This window comes from Jannaschia sp. W003, from assembly GCF_025144335.1.
Lineage (GTDB): Bacteria > Pseudomonadota > Alphaproteobacteria > Rhodobacterales > Rhodobacteraceae > Jannaschia.
Map to the genome: position 1 here is coordinate 155012 of NZ_CP083539.1, position 16416 is coordinate 171427.

Here is a 16416-nt window from a genome sequence, read left to right on the forward strand (position 1 = left end):
GCCCGCGTCAGGTCCGGCGCCGCGGCACGAGGCACAGCAGCCAGAACCCCGCCACCAGCGCGAGGCCGACGTAGGAGGCCATGTCGCGCAGCCCGTCGGGATGGGCATGCACCGCCTGCAGCTCCACCGTCCGCGCGTCGCGGAACACGCCCCGCACCGAGACCTGCCCCGAACGCTCCGGCACGGTTCCGGCCACCGCGAACGCGTCGCCCGTCCAGACGTGCAGCACGGCATCCCCCCCGGGCGCCACCTCGAGCCGCGCCCGGTCGAAGGCCACCGCCCGGCCTGCGCGGTCCGCGCCGGGCCGCAGCGTCGCGGCGGAATGCAGGTCGGCCGCCTCGGCCGCGCCGGTCAGCGCCGCCGGCCCCACGAGGTAGAGCCCCCCGGCCAGCGCCGCCAGCAGGGCCCCGCCCCGCCCCGGCAGGCGCAGGTCGCCGGCGGATTTCGGGCTCCGCCACAGCGCCAGCGCCCCGACCACGAGGCCGAGCAGCGTCAGCGCCGCGGTGGCCGCGTCCTCGGGCCAGAAGAGCCCGACGTTCAGCAGGTCCCACCGCACCGGTGCCCAGAGCACGACCCCGTTGCCCCACTTCGTCTGCATCGCGTCCAGCACGAGGTGCAGCGCGCTGCCTCCTGCCAAGATCGCGAAGCAGCGCCCCAGCTGCCGCGAGAAGCAGGCGAGCGCCAGCGACAGCAGCACCGCGAACGCGAGCGAGCTCTGGACGATCGCGTAGAGTCGCAGGTCGATGGGGTCGGTGCCCGGCAGGGCCGCGCGCGCCACGCGCTGCCCGATCCACGGCAGGTCGGGCAGGATGCAGGCCAGCCAGATCCACTTGACGTCGGCGTTGCGCAGCACGCCGCGCGTCGCCAGCGTCTGGATCCCGAGATGCCCCAGCGTGTTCGGCACTCCGCGCTACCGGCGCCGTTTGCGGAGCTGCATGGCGACCTGCTGCCGCAGCGCACGGGGCAGCGACTCGAGACGGCCGTAGGTGGGCGGCGATCCCTCCTGGGCACGGAGCATCGCCGCCACCGAGGCGAAGGGTCGCGCCGGGTCGGGCGCATGCGGCAGGCGGATGCCGAAGCGGCCGGGCTTCCGCTCCTCGCCGGGCAGCGGCAGCGGATCGGTGCCCGCCAGCACGCGCCAGCCGTGCCGCTCGGCGCGGCGCAAGAGGGCGGGGCGCGGCAGCAGCGCCGGCCGGACGCCGCTGTCTGCCAGGAAGGTGTCGGGCGGCGGCGCGCCCTCCTCCACCAGCGCCGCGACGGCGCGGCCGCGCGCGCCGGTCCACTTGCCCACCCCCCAGGGCAGCACCGCGAGGCCTCCCGCCGCCACAATCTCGGCCATCGTCGCCTCCAGCGGGCCGCCGTCCTCGCCGGCCGCGGCGCCCAGCGACAGCACCTCCAGCCCGCCCCGGGCCACCACCTGCCGCCCGCCGATCAGCCACAGGCAGGCGCCGTCCGCGCGCGAGGCGCGGCGCGTGATGGCCTCGGCGGTGGGCCTGATCGACCAGGCCCCGGCCCGCGGGGGCAGCGCCTCGACGCCGGTGCAGCCCGGTGCCTCGAGGACGAACAGCACGCCCTCGGCACCCATGTGCCCGGCCGCCGCGTCGAGGCACCGCGCCGGATCGACGCCGCGGTGCAGGTGCACGTGGGTGTCGGCGGGGCAGCCGCTCAGCATCCGCCCGCCCCCGCCCATTGCCCCGCGCCGCGGGCGCGGTATCGTGCCCGGACCGCCCGAGCGAGGGACGCGCCGCGATGACCCGGACCCCATACGACCTGATCGTCGTCGGAGGCGGCGTCCAGGGCCTGTGCACCGGGCTGCTGGCGGCGGAGCGCGGGCTGCGCGTGCGGCTGGTGGAGCGGGGCGGGCTGGGCGGGGGCGCGACCGGCGGCTGGTTCGGCATCCTCCACGGCGGGCTGCGCTACCTCCAGAGCCTCGACGTGCTCCGGTTCCGCGCCTCGCTCAAAGACAGCCGCTGGTTCCTGCGGACCCTGCCCGACGAGGTCGAGCGGCACTCCTTCCTCCTGCCGCTCCACGACCGCGGCCTCCGGCGGCCGGCGGTGTTCCGGGCGGCCTTCGCGGTGGAGCGCGCGCTCGGGGCGGACCGCAACCTCGGCGTGCCCCCGGGGGGGCGGCTGACACGCGGCCGGATCCTCTCGGCAGCCGAGGTCCTTCGCGCGGCCCCCCTGGTGCCGCGCGAAGGACTGACCGGCGGGGCCCTCTGGGACGAGCTGGTGGTGCCCGACGCGGACGCCTTCGTCGCGGCGCTCGCGGCCCGCGCCCGCGCGGCGGGGCTGGAGATCGACACCGGGACCGAGGCCGAGGCGCTGGTCCTCGACGGCCCCCGCGTCGCCGGCCTCCGGGCGGGCGGCGCGGTGCTGCCCGCCGCCGCGGTGGTGATCGCCGCGGGGGCTTGGACCCCCGCCCTCGCCCGTCGCTTCGACCCGGAGGCCCGCTCGCCCTTCGGCCACCCGGTGCGGGCGTTCAACCTGCTCCTGGACCGCCCCCCGCCGTCGCGCCACGGCCTGTCGGTCGACGACGGGGGCGGCGCGGGCATGGTGTTCCTGCGCCCCATGGGTCGGGCTACCTTCGCAGGCACGGCCTACCTGCCCCACGCGGGCGGCGCCGACGACCTCCAGATCCCCGACGCGGCGATCGCCGCCTTCCTCGCCCGCATCGACCGGGCGCTGCCGGGCTTCGGCGCGGCGGGCGCCCGGATCCTCGCGGTGACGCGCGGCCTCCTGCCCGGTCCCGAGCCGGGGGGCACCGCGCTGCTCGCGCGGGACGCCATCTTCAACCACGGCGCCGCGGGCGGGCCGCAGGGCCTGCACAGCGTCTGGGGCGTAAAGCTCACCACCGCGCCGGGCCTCGCCCGCCGGGTGCTGCGAACCTTGCGCTGACCCCGCCGCGGGCGGGGGCCGGCCGTGGATCGTGTCACCATAGGTCATGGGGCGCCCCCGCGGTGGCCTGCCGTGCTGCCCGCGATCCTCGGGCGCGGGCGCGATCCGATCAAGGTCCGGGGCATGCTACGGCATCGTCCGGGCCATCTCGAGCAGCTCGAGGAACCGCGCCGCCCCGGCGGCCGGGCTGAGCGTCTCGGCCACGAAGGCCCGCGGCGCGAAGCCGTCGCGGCGGGCCAGGAAGGCGTCGAGCTGCCGCTCCATCGTCCCGATGCGGAACGTCATCCCGCAGCGGTCGTCGAAGTAGGGCACCGAGGAGACCCGCAGCCCCGGCGGCGCCAGCGCGCGCTCGCGCGGGTCCATCAGCACGCCCTCGTCCCAGGCCAGCACCGGAAGGTTGGCGGCCATCGCCTCCTGGTAGGCCAGTCCCTGGGTCTCGTGCTCGCACACGAACAGCAGCGCCCGCGCCCGCTCCAGCGCGCGCCGGTACTGCGCGAAGTGGTGCGCGCCGTAGCGAAGCGTCTCGTGGCGCAGGCCGCGCGCGTCCAGCGCCGCGCGCAGCGGGGCCAGCAGGTCGGCCTCCCGCTCCGCGCGCCGGCGGTAGATCTTGTCGTAGAGGAGGAAGTCGACCGCCTTCTCGCGCCGCGACAGGTCGGGCCAGTCGGCGGTGTCGACCGCGCAGAACATCGGCTGCACCCGGTCCCCCAGGTCGGGATAGAGCCGGCAGGGCCATTCCGACGGATGCGTGAAGATCTTGATGTTGTGGGTGCGGTCGATCTCGGGGATGCGGTCCGGGTCCGGCACGAAGCCGGGTCCGAACACGGCCGGGTTGGGCAGCACCACCCGGTCGTAGACCGCCTCGAAGCCGCTGATCCCGACCGGCATCCGCGGGTTCGCCCGGGCGAAGGCGAAGTCGTTCACCCGCACCCGGATGCCCGCCACTTCGAGGCTGTGCTTCAGCGCGAGGAACGCGGTGAAGAACCCGGTGTTCACCTGCGTGCGGCGCAGCCCGCGCCAGGCGGCCCGGGCGCGGCGGCGCAGCTCGGAGCGCAGGCGGCCGCCGGGGTGGTCGAAGGCCTGCGTCTCGAAGCCGTGATAGAACAGCGCCACCTCGGAGGGCGGCGTCACGACGGGACCGCGCCGTAGTTCGCCTGCCGCGGCGGCGCGATGCAGCCCGACACGACGCCGGCATGGAAGGCGCCGCGCATCAGCCAGAACGCGGCGCGGTCGGGCCGCGGCGCCGCGGCCAGCGCGCGCAGCCCGCAATAGGCCGCCTTCGCGGCGCCCTGCCCCATCAGGCCCAGCCGCCGCGAGCCGTCGACCGAGGCGCAGGCCCCGTAGAGCGCACCCACCGTGCGGCTGCGCCGGAGCAGCCAGCCCAGCGACATGCGCGCGCGCGCGACGGGCTCGCGCACCACGGCGTCGTCGGTGATCGTCATCCGCACGCCGCTGCGGTGGAGGCGGAAGAAGAAATCCACGTCCTCGCCGCCCGTGCGGCCGAAGGCGGTGTCGAATCTCGTCGTTCCCATGCGTGGATCGGAAAGGTCCAGAAGGGCGTTACAGGAATGACCGGTTTCGACGACACCGCAATTGCTGACGGGAATATTGGAATGAAAGGCGTTGACGCGCATCCAGGCCGGAGCCCCGGGCGGATACTCCGCGTGGGCCGGGCCGAACACCACCCCCGCCCCCGTGGCGCGCCAGGCCGCGACCATGCGCGCGACCCAGTCGGGCTCGGCGATCTCGTCGTCGTCGATGAAGAGCATCACGTCGGCCCGCGTGCCGTCGGGACCGGGCTCCAGCGCCGCCTCCAGGCACGCGTTGCGCGCGATCGAAATGTTGCGGCCCGGCGCGTGGCGGTAGTGCAGCGGCAGGCCCAGGTCGCGCGCCGTGCGCTCGATCAGGGTGCGCAGGGCCGGCGTGTCGTCGTTCTCGGCGACCACGACGCGCAGCGCGACGTCCCCGGGCAGCACCTGCGCGGCGAGGCTGCGCAGGGTGTCCACGATCGCGGGGCGCCGGAAGGCGCAGACGCAGACCGCCGCCGACGTCACCCCCCCCGACGCGCGGCCTTCCGCACACGGCCCTTGGGCCCGGGGACAATCTGTTGCATTCCTATTCACGCGATCGCAAAAGTCCCCACCCGCTCGCAGAGGAATCGATGAAGGCTCGCATCCTCATACCGCCATTGATCGCGTCCGTCCTGCTGTCCGCAATGCTCGGCACCCTCCTGGGCGGATCTCCGTGGCTCTGGCTGGGACTGGCATGGGTGGCCGCGGTGCCCCTGACGCTGGTCTGGGTCCGCGTCATGGAGATGTGGAGCCGGGCGGACCTGCGCGCGCCGCAGGTCACGCACCGCTCTATCGCGCGCCGGACAGACGACCGCTGAGGAAGTCGGTCATGGTCCGCCACAGGACCCACAGGTCCACGCGCAGCGACGCGTTCGAGGCATACCAGGTGTCCATCCTCACCCGCTGGACGTAGCAGGTGTCCGAGCGGCCCGAGATCTGCCAGATTCCGGTCAGGCCAGGTCGCACGGACTGGTAGGCGATCCGGCGCTGGCCGTAGTGGTCCGTCAGTTCCTCGACGGTGACGGGGCGCGGGCCCACCAGGCTCATGTCGCCGCGCAGGACGTTCAGGATCTGGGGCAGCTCGTCGAGGCTCGTGCGGCGCAGGAAGTTTCCGACCCCGGCGATGATCCGGGGGTCCTGGTCGAGCTTGCGGCAGGCATACCACTGGCGGCGCGCCTCGGGGTCCGACTTCAGCAGGGTGTCGAGCGCGTGGTCGGCGTCGCGCACCATGGTCCGGAACTTCAGGCAGGGGAACCGCCGCCCGGACCGGCCGACCCTCCAGTGCATGTAGACGACCGGACGACCGGACTTCACCAGAATGGCCGCGGCGATGGCCAACAGGTGCGGGAGGAAAAGGAGCAGCATGAGGCTCGCGCCCAGAATATCGAGCGATCGCTTGCCAAAGTACTCCGCATCTTGGCGCGACCGCGAACCTTCCGTCGTCGCTTCGATATTGAGATCTTGGAATGCCTCTAAAGACGAGACCGGATCGAATGGGGCGAACGCAGACAGATCGCCCCTCAACCTTCGTACAAACATATTACCCCCCGAACTGAGAATAAATTCTCAATTGCGCCTTCATGATGCCACATTTTCGCACCTGCGCAAACCCTCGTGGGCTCGACCTCGCCCCCGGGGTTCCGCCGGGGGGAAAACCCATAGGGGCCAGATGGTTGACGGGTGGGCCACCTCGGCGGGAAGCCCGCGTGCAGGTGCGGCAGGGTGCCGCTAGGTCAACCCGAGGAAGCTGCCGCAGGGTCAACCCGAATCAGCGCGGCGATGCGGTCCATCGTGCCCAGCACGGCCAGCGTCTCGTCGAGCGGCATCACGGGGCTCTCGTGGCACCCCTCGCGCAGGCAACGCGCGACCTCGTCGGCCTGCGGGCCCAGCCCCGTCCCGGGATACGGCCCTGCGATCGCGCGCCCGTCGCGGCCGGCCAGCCGGCGCAGCGCCCCGCGCAGCGGCGAGTTCGCGAGCCGCCGGCGCAGCTCGGACACCGGCGCCGGACGCTCGCGCGCGGCATTCACTCGGACCGCGCGCGCCCCGCGCGCGGCGATGAACGGCGCGTCCACCGTGATCCGGCCCGACGCCCCCGCGACCACCAGCGCGTTGGCGAGCTCGGTGCCGTGGCTCGCGCGCAAGCTCGACAGCGCAGTGCCGTCCACGGTCGCGTGCCGCATCACGACCGCGACGTCGCGCACGCCGCCGCCCGGCCCGCGGATCGCCTGCGCGGCGATCTCGACGGGCGGGCCGAGCAGGTCGTGCGCGACCGAGACGCCGTAGATCCCCAAGTCGTGCAGCGCCCCGCCGCCGTGGGCCGGCGCCGTGATCGACGCGGTGGCCGCGGTCTCGGCATAAGGAAAGCCCAGATCGGCCGAGAGCTGGCTCACCGGACCGAGCTCGCCCGCCTGCACGCGGCGGCGCAGCTCCGTCATCACCGGCAGGAAGCGCGTCCACATCGCCTCCATGCAGAACAGGCCCCGCGCCCGGGCCGCCTCGACCACCTCGCGCGCCTCGGCGGCGCTCAGCGCGAAGGGCTTCTCGCACAGCACGGGCTTGCCCGCCTCGAGGGCCGCCAGCGCGTGATCGCGGTGCAGCGCCGCGGGCGTGGCGACGTAGACGACGTCGACGTCCGGCGCGGCGGCCAGCGCGGCGACGTCGGGGGCCGTCCCGGCGCCGTGGCGAGCAGCAAGCGCCTCGGCCCGTTCGGGCCGCCGGGCGCAGACACGCGCGACATGTCCGGTGTGTCCGCGCGCGAGGTCGGCCGCGAAGTTCGCGGCGATCCAGCCGGCTCCGGCGATGCCCCAGCGGAGCGGGCCGCTCATGCGCCGCGGTCGGCGGCGGCGGCGCCGCCGCGCCCGGTCAAGGCGTGCAGGCGCCGCGCGCCGCGCAGGCGGACCTGCTCGGCCAGGCGGCCCGCCAGCGCCGCCGAGACGCGCGGGTGCGCCGCGAAGCAGGCCAGCCCCGCGCGCGGGTCGCGCGCGCGCACCGCCTCGATCAGGCGCATCCAGCGCCAGCGCTCCTGCGTCTCGCGGTCGTGGGCGCGAAGCACGGCGCGCGCCTCGGCATCCAGCCCCGGCAACGTCGCCAGCCAGCGGCTCGCGCGGGCCAGTCCGCCTAAGGCCGCCGCGTCGTGCCGCCCGCTCAGCGAGGCGGGGCGCACCAGCGCCACGTATCCGCAGGGGTCCGTCAGGCAGGCCCGCGCCCCGAAGGCCATCGCCGCGGCATAGAGCGCGAAGTCCTCGCCCAGCCGCATGTCCTCGCGGTAGCGCAGGCCGTGCCGGTCCAGCACCGCGCGGCGGATCAGCGGCTTGAGGAAGCCCAGCTCGCCCCGGTGCGCCGTGGCCCTGCTAAGGTTGCCGGCGACGAAGGCGGCGAAGTCGAGCGGCACGACCCCGATCACATCGTCGCGCCACAACCGCCGGCGGGGGCTGCCGGGCGCGTGGCTCTCGACCTTGAACAGATCGTCGGCCACGAAGTCCCAGCCGCCCGCCCCAGCCAGGGCATGCAGCCGCGCGAGGCGGTCGGGCGCCATCGCGTCGTCGGCGTCCAGCACGGTCACCCAGGGCGCCGTCGACGCCGCCAGGGCCCGGTTGCGCGCCGCCGCCGGGCCGGCGTTGCGCGGCTGCCGCAGCACGCGCAGGCGCGGGTCGTGCGCGGCCATCGTCTCCAGCACCGCGGCGGTGCCGTCGGTGGACGCATCGTCGACGGCGATCACCTCGACCGCCGGCCCCGTCTGGGCCAGCGCGCTGCGCACCGCGCCCCCGATCGTCGCCTCCGCGTTCCAGGCGGCGACGATCACGGCGATCTCGGGTGCGCTCACCGCCAGGTCCCGGGCGGCAGGTCCGAGCATTCCGACCCGGTCGTGCCCGCCGGACGATAGGATACGCAACGGACCTCCATGCGCGAGCGCAGGTCCCCGGGCGTCGGCGCCAGCCACTCCGCCATGGCGGGCGTGCCCGCCCAGATGCTCAGGAACAGGCGCCCCGGCACGTCGGGGATCGGGAACGTAGCCGCGTCCACGCGGGCGATCTCCTCGCCGGCGGCGAACCAGACGATCTCGTCGGGGCGCCACTCCATCCGGTAGAGGTGCGGCGCGGCCGCCGCGTCGAAGCCGAGCGGCACCAGCCGGCCCCCCATCTTCTCGCCCTTGGTGAACACGTTGATCCACACGGAGGAGGTCTCGCGGCCGAGGAACTCGAAGTCGATCTCCTCGTGCGGGTCGCCGAACGGCGGCCCCGTGTAGGTGAAGAAGGCCGAGACCAGCCCGTCGCCGCGTCCGGGCCGGAGGATCGCCTCGTAGGCCCCGAAGTGGTGGCCGTCGGAGCGGCGCAGCTCCGCCCCGGCGAAGGGCTTGGTGTCGTCCTCGGGCGCGGGATCGAGGGCCAGCGCGATGCGCCCGGGCCCGTCGTCCAGCACCTGCTCGTCGCGCCAGCCGGTCACGAACTTCGGGCCCATGTCGTAATCCGCCAGGTACCAGCTCCGGCGCCAGTCGCGGGCGTCGAACACCTCGATGAAGCCCGGCGCGGAGGCTTCCTGGGCGCCGGCGGAACTCGGCGCAATTCCGAGCGCGACGACGATCGCGCCGAAATTCACCTTGCGTGCGTCACTCATCATCTTGATCACGTCGAAGTGTTCGATAGGGACACTCTGTCCTGCCAATCTACGGTGACGCTAGGGTAAGTGGGCGGGATGCACCATACAACAGTGATCATGCCCGCCTGGAATGCCGAGGCGACGATCCTGCGCAGCATCGCATCGGCGGCGCAGCAGGACGGCGTCGAGGTGGTGGTGGCCGACGACTCCTCGCGCGACGGCACGGTCGCGGCCGTGCGCGCGGACGGGCGGGCCCGGGTGCTCACCACGTCCGTGAACGGCGGCCCCGCCGCGGCGCGCAACCGGGCGATCGACGCGGCCACCGGCGACTGGATCGCGGTGCTCGACGCCGACGACACGCTGCGGCCCGGTGCCCTCGCCCACCTGCGCGCGGTCGCCGGGGAGACCGGCGCCGACGTGGTGCTCTGCAACCTCCAGCGCGTCGACCCCGCGGGGCGGCCCATCGAGGCGCGTGCCTACATCGACCGTCCCGCCGACGCCCCGCCCGAGCCGGTGACGCTGTCCGGCTTCCTGGCCGCCAACCACGGCCGCGCGGGCACGCGCACGCTCGGCTACCTCAAGCCGCTCTTCCGGCGTGCCTTCCTGGAGGCGCGCGGGCTGCGCTACGACGAGACGCTGCGGAACGGCGAGGACGCCCACCTCGTCATGGAGTGCCTCGCCGCGGGCGGGCGCGTCGTCGTCTCGCCGCGCGCGGACTACCTCTACACGGTGCGCGAGGGATCGCTGTCGCACCGGGCCGACCCGGACCACCTGCGCGCGCTCGTGGCCGCCGGCGACCGGTTCGCCGCCCGCCACGCCGACGCGCTGTCTCCCGAGAGCCGGTCCCTGCTCGCCGCGCGCCGCCGCGCGCTGGTCGAGATGGCCGAGAGCGAGGCGATCCTGCAGGCCATCAAGCACCGCCGCCCCGGCGCCGCCGCGAGTGGGCTCTGGAACCATCCCAACGCCCTCCGCCGCGTCCTGCGACAACTCGCCGAAGCGGCGGGCAACCGGCTCGACGCCCTGCGACGCGAGGAGGCGGCACCGGTCCGCCGCAGTGGGCGCTGAGCCCACCCGGCGCGCACGCGGGGCCTGATCGGCCCGTCGCCACCCTCCTCGTGCGCCGGCGCCTCGACGACCTGCGTTCGGGCTCCGGGGTGTACCTGTGCGCCCTGATCGACGCGCTGAACGGGGCGGGCTTCCGCGTCCGGGTGGTGCTGGCGCCGATCTCGGCCTTCGGCAGCCTCGCCGTGTCGCGGCCGTCGGCCACGATCGCCGCGCGGGGCTGCGAGGTGGTGTGGCCCGACACGCTGCGGCTGGGACGCCTCTACGTGTCGATGCGGTCCGAGGTCTGGCTGCGGATGCTCAGGCGCGCGCGCGCGCAGCTCGGCTGGCTGCTGCGGGGCCGGCGCGGACCGCGCCCGTCCCGGCCCAGCGACGTCAGCGAGCCCCCCGTCCCGGTGGACGCCGCCGCCCTCGCCGCCGAGGCCAACGCGGTGGCCTCGCGGCTGGTGGTGGCCGAGTACTCCAGCCTCGCCCCCTGCCTCGCCCGCTGCCGGGCGGACCACCGCGCGGTGCTGCTCCACGACCTGATGTCGCGGCGCAGCCGCTCGTTCCGCCGGGCGGGGCTGGACCCTGACCACGTCGACGTGCCCCCCGACGACGAGATCGGCTGGCTCGCCCCGGCCGACCTGTGCATCTACGTCTCGCCCGTGGAGCAGGCGGCCTTCGCCCCGCGCCTGCCGGGCAAGACGCACGTCACCTTCCGGCTGCCGATCTGTCCCCGCACGGGCGCGGTGCGCGCCGGGGGGCCGGTGCGGGCGGTGTTCATCGGCGTGCGCCACGGCGGTAACCGCGACGCGCTCGACGCGATCCTAGGTGAGATCTGGCCGCGCGCCCACGCCGCCTGCCCCGAGGCCGAGCTGTGGATCGTGGGCGAGATCGGCGAGGACGTCCGCCGCCCCCTGCCGCCGGGCGTGCGCGTGCTGGGGCGGCTCGACGACCTCGACCCGGTGGGCGGCCCCGACGCGATCGGGCTCGCCCCCGCCCGCGCCGCCAGCGGGGTCAGCATCAAGGTCGGGACCTACCTGGAACTGGGCATGGCCGCGCTCGCCACCAGCATCGCGCTCGAGGGGTTCGCGGGCACGCTGGGCGGCGCGGTGCGGGCGACCGACAGCATCGAGGCCTTCACGGTGGCCCTGATCGAGCTGCTGCGCGACCGCGAGGCGCGCCACGCGCTGGCGGCGAAGGGCCTTCAGGCGCGCCGGCCCCGGGACGCGGAGATGCAGCGCCTGCTCGCGTCGATGGCCGAGACGCCCGCTACTGCGTCGCCATCCCCTCCTCCTGCGAGACCAGCGACCTGACGACGAGCACGTCGCCGGGCTGCAGCGGCGTGGTCGCGGACACCACCTGCGCCTCGTCTTCCGGGCTGCCCTCGCGCAGCACCGAGTAGATCGTCTCGACCTCCAGCCCCAGTCCCGCCGCACCGGCCCCGCCGCCGGCCAGCAGCAGCTGCTCGGCCAGGAGGCGGTCGACCTCGAGCTGGTCGATCCGCTCGCCCACGCGCTGGATCTCCCCGGCGATCTCGATGCGCCGCCGGGTCCGCAGGTCCACGAGGTCGCGCGCGTTCTCGGTGATACGCTGGCGAGCGCGGAAGATGTTGTTGAGAAGGTCCGTCTCGTCGCCCTGCAGGCTCAGGAGGCGCGTCTGCGACTCGGCCAGCCGCGTGCCCCGCGCCAGACCCTGCTCGGCCAGCCCGCTGACGTTCTGGAGCATCTCCTCGGCCAGCCGGATCTGCTCGTTCTGGCCCGCGAGCTTGCGCTCCAGGTTCTCGATCTCCGCGTTCAGCAGCCGCCCGAGATCATCCAGCGTCTCGACCTCCAGCGCGAAGGCCTGGCGCCGGGCCTCGAACAGCGCGACCTCGTCGGCCCGGATCGTGGCCAGTCGCTCCGGGCCGTCGGGGTGCCGCACCGAGGGGTCGAAGACGATCGCCTCCTTCTCGCCCGCCTCGGCGTCGAGGCGGGCCAGCCGCACCCGCGCCCGCGCCAGGTCGCCCAGGGTGCGGACCAGGCGGCTCGCATCGCGCAGGGCGGCGTCCGTGTCGGCCTCGCCCGCGCGCACGGACCGCGACACCCCGCCCGCCAGCGTCACCGCCTGCAGGGCGTTCAGCCCCGGCTTTCCCTCGTAGGCCCCCGGGCGCGCCACGTCGCCGGTCACGTAGAGCGGCCGGTACTCCACCACCGACACCGCGAGGTCGGGCGTCTGCCGCAGCCCGCCGCGGGCGCGCAGCGCGGCGGCGATCTCCTCGGACAAGCCCTCGAGCGTCAGGTCCGCCGCCGCGACGGCGCCCGCCAGCGGCAGGGCCAGCGTGCCGTCGGCCTGCACCTCGTACTCGCCGTCCAGCACCTCCCAGCGGACATGGGCGCGGCTCGCCTCGTCCCAGGCTACGGCGCGGATGCCGATGCGGTCCTGCGGCGCCAGGCGGTACGGCTCCGCCGCCCCCGCCTCCGCGCAGAGCCACGACGCTGCCAGCAGCGCTGCGAATCCGGACCTCGTCATCGTTCGGACCTCCACCGCGGATGGCCGGGCCGGCGCGTTCCGCGAAAATCCGCGACCCGCCCGGCCGGCGCGTCTATACTGCGGGGGCATTCCGCCACAGCACAACAGGTTTCATGCATTCCATCACCGCGATCGTGGCAACATACAATCGCCGCGACTACCTCGAGCAGGCCGTCGACGCCCTGCTGGCCCAGACCCGCCCCCCGGAGCAGATCGTGATCTGGGACGACGGCTCCACCGACGGCACCGAGCGCTATGCGGCCCCGCTGGCCGCCGCCTCGGACGGGCGCATCCTCTACCGGCGCGGCGAGAATCGCGGCAAGTCGGCCGCGCTCAATGCCGCGCTGCACTGCGCCACCGGCGACCGCATCTGGATCTGCGACGACGACGACATCGCCATGCCCGACGCAGCCGAGCGCCTCGCGGCGGCACTCGACGCCTCCGGGGCGGGCATGGCCATCGGCCGGCACACGCGCTTCCGGACCGATCCGGCGACCGGGGCCGAGCAGGATCTCGGCACCGGCTACTGGCCCGACCTCTCGCAGGGCAGCCTTCTGCGGCACCTGCTCGAGGACATCTTCTTCTTCCAGAACGCCGCGCTGGTGCGGCGCGAGGCGCTGGGTCGGGTCGGTCCGTTCCGCGAGGACCTCGCGCGGTCGATCGACTACGAGATGTTCGTGCGCCTCGCCGTGCGCGTGCCCATGGTGCTGGCCGACGGCATCCTGTTCCGCCAGCGCAAGCACGACGGCGCCCGCGGCCCGGCCGCCGCCCGCCACGCTGCGGCCCGCTCCGAGGCGGTCTGGCGCGAGGCCGATCGCGCCATCTTCGCCGCGTTCCGCCCCGTGCTGCCGCTCGCGCTCTACGAGGCGCTGTTCGACGCCGGCGATCCCGCGCTGCTGCGACGGGCCGCGCTGCTGCAGCGGGGCTGCGTCCACGCCCGGCGCACCGACTGGCCCGCCGCGTGGGAGGACTTCGAGGCCGCCGCGGCGATCCACGCCCCCGGCCCGCTCGCGCCGACCGAGCGCGCCATCCTCCGCCGCGCTCTCGCGGGCAAGCACGGGCCGGCCGACGGCTTCGCCGCCCCCGCCCTCGCGCGCCTGCGGACGCTGGCCCGTACCGGCCCGCTGGGGCGCGAGATCGCGGCCGCGTTGGGACGCGGTGCGGTGTGGCGCGCCCGTGCCGCGCTCGGCGCGCGCGACCTCTCCGCGGCCGTCCGCGCCGCGCGCTTCGTGTGGCGGGCCGGCGGCGCCGCGGCCCTGCGCCCCCCGACCGCCGGCGACGCCGCGCCGCACATCACCGAACGCCGGACCCCGGCGCCCCGTGCCTATGCGTGGTGATCCCCCCGCCGCCGGGCGCGTCGCGTATTTCGGGCACAACGTCGGCGACGCCGCGGTCCGGCGGCGCGTCGACGCGCTTCGCCGCGCGGGCTACGAGGTGCTCGGTCTCATGCCGCGCCGCGCCGGCGCCGCGGCGCCGGACTGGCCCCACGTCGACCTCGGCGAGACGCGCGACAACGCCTATGCCGCCCGCCTCGCCGCGATCGCCTCCGGCAGCCGCCGGGCGATGGAGGCCGCGGACGCCCTGCGCGCCTGCGACGTGATCCTGGCGCGCAACATCGACATGCTGGCGATGGCCCACCGGGTGCGGCGGCGCCTCGGCCTGCGCGTGCCAGTGATCTACGAGTGCCTCGACATCCACTACCGCCTGTCCGGGCAAGGCGCCTCGGGGGCGCTGCTGCGCCTGTGGGAGCGGCGGCTGCTGCGCCGCACTGCGGCCACGCTGATCTCCTCGCCGCGCTTCGCCTCCGAGCACTTCGACCGCCACCACCCCGGCCTCGCCCCGCCGGTGCTGATGGAGAACCGGCTGATCGAGGGCGGCGCCTTCGGCCCCCGGCCCGGCGCCGGCGCGGGCGATGCGCCCCGGCCCGGCGGCCCGCTGCGGCTGGGCTGGTTCGGCAACCTGCGCTGCCGCCGCTCGCTGGACCTGCTCAAGGGGCTGGCCGCCGCTTTCCCCAGGGCCGTGCAGGTGGAGCTGCGCGGCTATCCCGCCCCCGGCGTCTTCTCCGACTTCGAGGCGGAGCTGCGCCCCCACCCCAACATCCGCTTCCACGGCCGCTACCGCGCCCCCGAGGAACTGGGCGCCATCTACGCGGGGATCGACCTGATCTGGGCTGGGGACTGGTACGAGGCGGGCGCGAACTCCCTGTGGCTCCTGCCGAACCGGATCTACGAGGGCGGCTACTTCGCCACCCCCGCGATCGCCCCCGAGGGCACCGAGACCGCGCGCTGGTTGCGCGGCACCGGGGGCGCCTTCCTGCTGGAGGGACCGGTCGAGCCTGCGCTGCACCGCCTCGTCGCCGACCTCGTCGCGGATCCCGGACCGATCGCCGCGCGCCGCGCCGCGCTCGCCGCCCTGCCCCGCGACCGCTTCGTGGAAGGCCCCGAGGTGATCGCCGCGCTGATCGAGGGCGCGCGAGCGGGGACCCCCGCGCCCTAGGGCGCGGAGACCGGTCCACGGCTCCGCGGCCAGGTCGCCGACCGCGCCAGCTGCACGAGGAACCCGGCCCCCCAGGCGTTGTGCATCAGCCCCAGCGCCGGCCCCGCCCAGAGGCCGCACGGGCTGCGCATCGCCACCACGCCGCCGGCCGAGACCCCGAGCAGGAGGCTCAGGTAGGCGAACGGCACCGCGAGGGCGATCGGCAGCACCGACGCCGCGAGCAGGCACAGCACGATCACCGCGAAGTTCGCGGGCGGGATCACCTGGCGCGCTCTCGGGCGGATGCGGTGCTTGAGCAGGGTGCGCGCGCGCCCCCGGCCGTAGTTCCAGTACTGCCGCGCCAGCGCCCCGGGCGAGCTGCGGACGTGGTAGCCTACGCGCAGCGTCGCATCGAGCCAGATGCGCCCGCCCGCCTGCCCCAGCCGCACGTCCAGCTCGGCGTCCTCGTTGTGGCTGAAGCCGGGGTCGTAGCCGCCGACCCGCCGGAACCAGTCCAGCCGCAGACCGGCGTGGTGCGCGTGATCGACCCACCGCGACGCGTCGCCGCCGCGATGCGCCGAGCCGCCCGAGCCGAGCCGCAGGTCGACGATCCACGCGGCCGCCCGCGCGAAGCAGGTGTCGCCCTCGGAATCGAGCACGCTGCAGACCGAGGCTGCGTCGGGACGTGCCGCGAGGCTCGCGGCAACGTCGCGGACGTAGCCCTCCGGGTAGCGCGCATGGGCGTCGCAGCGCACCATCAGCGACTGGTCCCGCTCCGTCGCCGCCACGGCCGCGTTAAGCCCGGCCGATTGCAGGCGGTCGGGGTTGGCGATCAGCGCGAGGTTCGGGAACTCGGGCGCGAGATCGCGGACGATCTGGCGGGTGCCGTCGTCGCTGCCGCCGTCGGCCACGAGGATCGGCACGGCACGGGCGAACGGGTCGGAGGCGAGCGAGCGGATGCACGTCTCGATGTGGTCGCACTCGTTCAGGGTGGGGATCACCACCACGACGTCGTCGGGCCTCACGCCCGTCTCGCTGTTGGTCGTGCGCGCCTCTCCCATAGAATCTCGTCGGACCCCGCTGTGGCGATGCTACCGAGTTGACCCGCTAAGTTGCCCTTAAGTCAAGCACGCTGTCCGCTCGGCGAGCCCGGGGGAATACGGGGCGGTTCGGGCACCCCGCGCGCGTCGGCCCGGATCCCGCGCCCGCGGGGAATGCCGTCGCCCTGCGCACCTTTCGCGCCAGCGCCCTGCGGAGAAGGCGCCACACCGCCGATTCAACTTCCCGTTCCCCCCCCTCCCCTTCCGCCGCGCATGCCCTACTTGCA

General features: G+C 75.0%; 16 protein-coding genes. 6 read left to right on the top strand and 10 right to left on the bottom strand.

The genetic code is table 11. The features are described 5' to 3' along the window. Positions 1-7: 7 nt before the first annotated feature. Entirely contained in the window at positions 8-904 is an 897-nt protein-coding gene (locus tag K3554_RS00645) for a hypothetical protein (protein WP_259942348.1), read from the bottom strand. Between the two features lie 6 nt (positions 905-910). After that, positions 911-1672, bottom strand: a complete 762-nt coding sequence (locus tag K3554_RS00650; RefSeq protein WP_259942350.1) for a hypothetical protein — start codon at positions 1670-1672, stop codon at positions 911-913. Between the two features lie 77 nt (positions 1673-1749). Between K3554_RS00650 and K3554_RS00655 the strand changes: the two genes are divergently transcribed. Then, a complete protein-coding gene (locus tag K3554_RS00655; protein WP_259942351.1) occupies positions 1750-2895 on the top strand; it encodes an FAD-dependent oxidoreductase in 1146 nt (381 codons plus the stop codon). A 126-nt stretch (positions 2896-3021) separates the two neighbouring features. Here K3554_RS00655 and K3554_RS00660 read toward each other — a convergent pair whose 3' ends face one another. Both K3554_RS00660 and K3554_RS00665 read right to left on the bottom strand, forming a co-directional pair. Further along, complete coding sequence (locus K3554_RS00660) at positions 3022-4023, bottom strand: hypothetical protein (protein WP_259942353.1); 1002 nt, start codon at positions 4021-4023, stop codon at positions 3022-3024. Further along, positions 4020-4946 carry a glycosyltransferase family 2 protein gene (locus tag K3554_RS00665; RefSeq protein ID WP_259942355.1) on the bottom strand — a complete coding sequence of 309 codons (927 nt, stop codon included), beginning with the start codon at positions 4944-4946 and terminating at the stop codon, positions 4020-4022. Before K3554_RS00665 ends, K3554_RS00660 begins: the two co-directional genes overlap by 4 nt. A gap of 161 nt (positions 4947-5107) precedes the next feature. Between K3554_RS00665 and K3554_RS00670 the strand changes: the two genes are divergently transcribed. Beyond that, positions 5108-5281, top strand: a complete 174-nt coding sequence (locus K3554_RS00670) for a hypothetical protein (protein ID WP_259942357.1) — start codon at positions 5108-5110, stop codon at positions 5279-5281. Here K3554_RS00670 and K3554_RS00675 read toward each other — a convergent pair. The 4 genes from K3554_RS00675 to K3554_RS00690 form a co-directional block, all read right to left on the bottom strand. Continuing rightward, complete coding sequence (locus tag K3554_RS00675; RefSeq protein ID WP_259945722.1) at positions 5253-5828, bottom strand: sugar transferase; 576 nt, start codon at positions 5826-5828, stop codon at positions 5253-5255. The two genes, K3554_RS00670 and K3554_RS00675, sit on opposite strands and share 29 nt — an antisense overlap. A gap of 368 nt (positions 5829-6196) precedes the next feature. Then, positions 6197-7288 (bottom strand): Gfo/Idh/MocA family protein, encoded by a 1092-nt coding sequence (locus tag K3554_RS00680; RefSeq protein ID WP_259942360.1) that lies wholly within the window; start codon positions 7286-7288, stop codon positions 6197-6199. Further along, positions 7285-8286, bottom strand: a complete 1002-nt coding sequence (locus tag K3554_RS00685) for a glycosyltransferase family 2 protein (RefSeq protein ID WP_259942362.1) — start codon at positions 8284-8286, stop codon at positions 7285-7287. Before K3554_RS00685 ends, K3554_RS00680 begins: the two co-directional genes overlap by 4 nt. Further along, complete coding sequence (locus K3554_RS00690; RefSeq protein ID WP_259942365.1) at positions 8283-9080, bottom strand: family 16 glycosylhydrolase; 798 nt, start codon at positions 9078-9080, stop codon at positions 8283-8285. The genes K3554_RS00685 and K3554_RS00690 overlap by 4 nt, the downstream gene beginning before the upstream one ends. Positions 9081-9176: 96 nt before the next feature. On the opposite strand from K3554_RS00690, the gene K3554_RS00695 reads away from it, so the two are divergent. Both K3554_RS00695 and K3554_RS00700 read left to right on the top strand, forming a co-directional pair. Next, positions 9177-10124, top strand: coding sequence for a glycosyltransferase family 2 protein (locus tag K3554_RS00695; protein WP_259942367.1), 948 nt, complete (start codon positions 9177-9179; stop codon positions 10122-10124). A 50-nt stretch (positions 10125-10174) separates the two neighbouring features. Next, complete coding sequence (locus K3554_RS00700; RefSeq protein WP_259942369.1) at positions 10175-11419, top strand: glycosyltransferase family 4 protein; 1245 nt, start codon at positions 10175-10177, stop codon at positions 11417-11419. Here the strand turns inward: K3554_RS00700 and K3554_RS00705 are convergent. Continuing rightward, positions 11376-12614, bottom strand: coding sequence for a polysaccharide biosynthesis/export family protein (locus K3554_RS00705; protein ID WP_259942371.1), 1239 nt, complete (start codon positions 12612-12614; stop codon positions 11376-11378). The genes K3554_RS00700 and K3554_RS00705 overlap by 44 nt on opposite strands. A gap of 113 nt (positions 12615-12727) precedes the next feature. Between K3554_RS00705 and K3554_RS00710 the strand changes: the two genes are divergently transcribed. Further along, positions 12728-13951: a glycosyltransferase family 2 protein gene (locus K3554_RS00710; RefSeq protein WP_259942373.1), complete on the top strand. Its 1224-nt coding sequence runs from the start codon at positions 12728-12730 to the stop codon at positions 13949-13951. Further along, a complete protein-coding gene (locus K3554_RS00715; protein WP_259942374.1) occupies positions 13941-15110 on the top strand; it encodes a glycosyl transferase in 1170 nt (389 codons plus the stop codon). Before K3554_RS00710 ends, K3554_RS00715 begins: the two co-directional genes overlap by 11 nt. Here the strand turns inward: K3554_RS00715 and K3554_RS00720 are convergent. Then, a complete protein-coding gene (locus K3554_RS00720) occupies positions 15107-16114 on the bottom strand; it encodes a glycosyltransferase family 2 protein (RefSeq protein WP_259942376.1) in 1008 nt (335 codons plus the stop codon). The genes K3554_RS00715 and K3554_RS00720 overlap by 4 nt on opposite strands. Between the last annotated feature and the right edge of the window lie 302 nt (positions 16115-16416).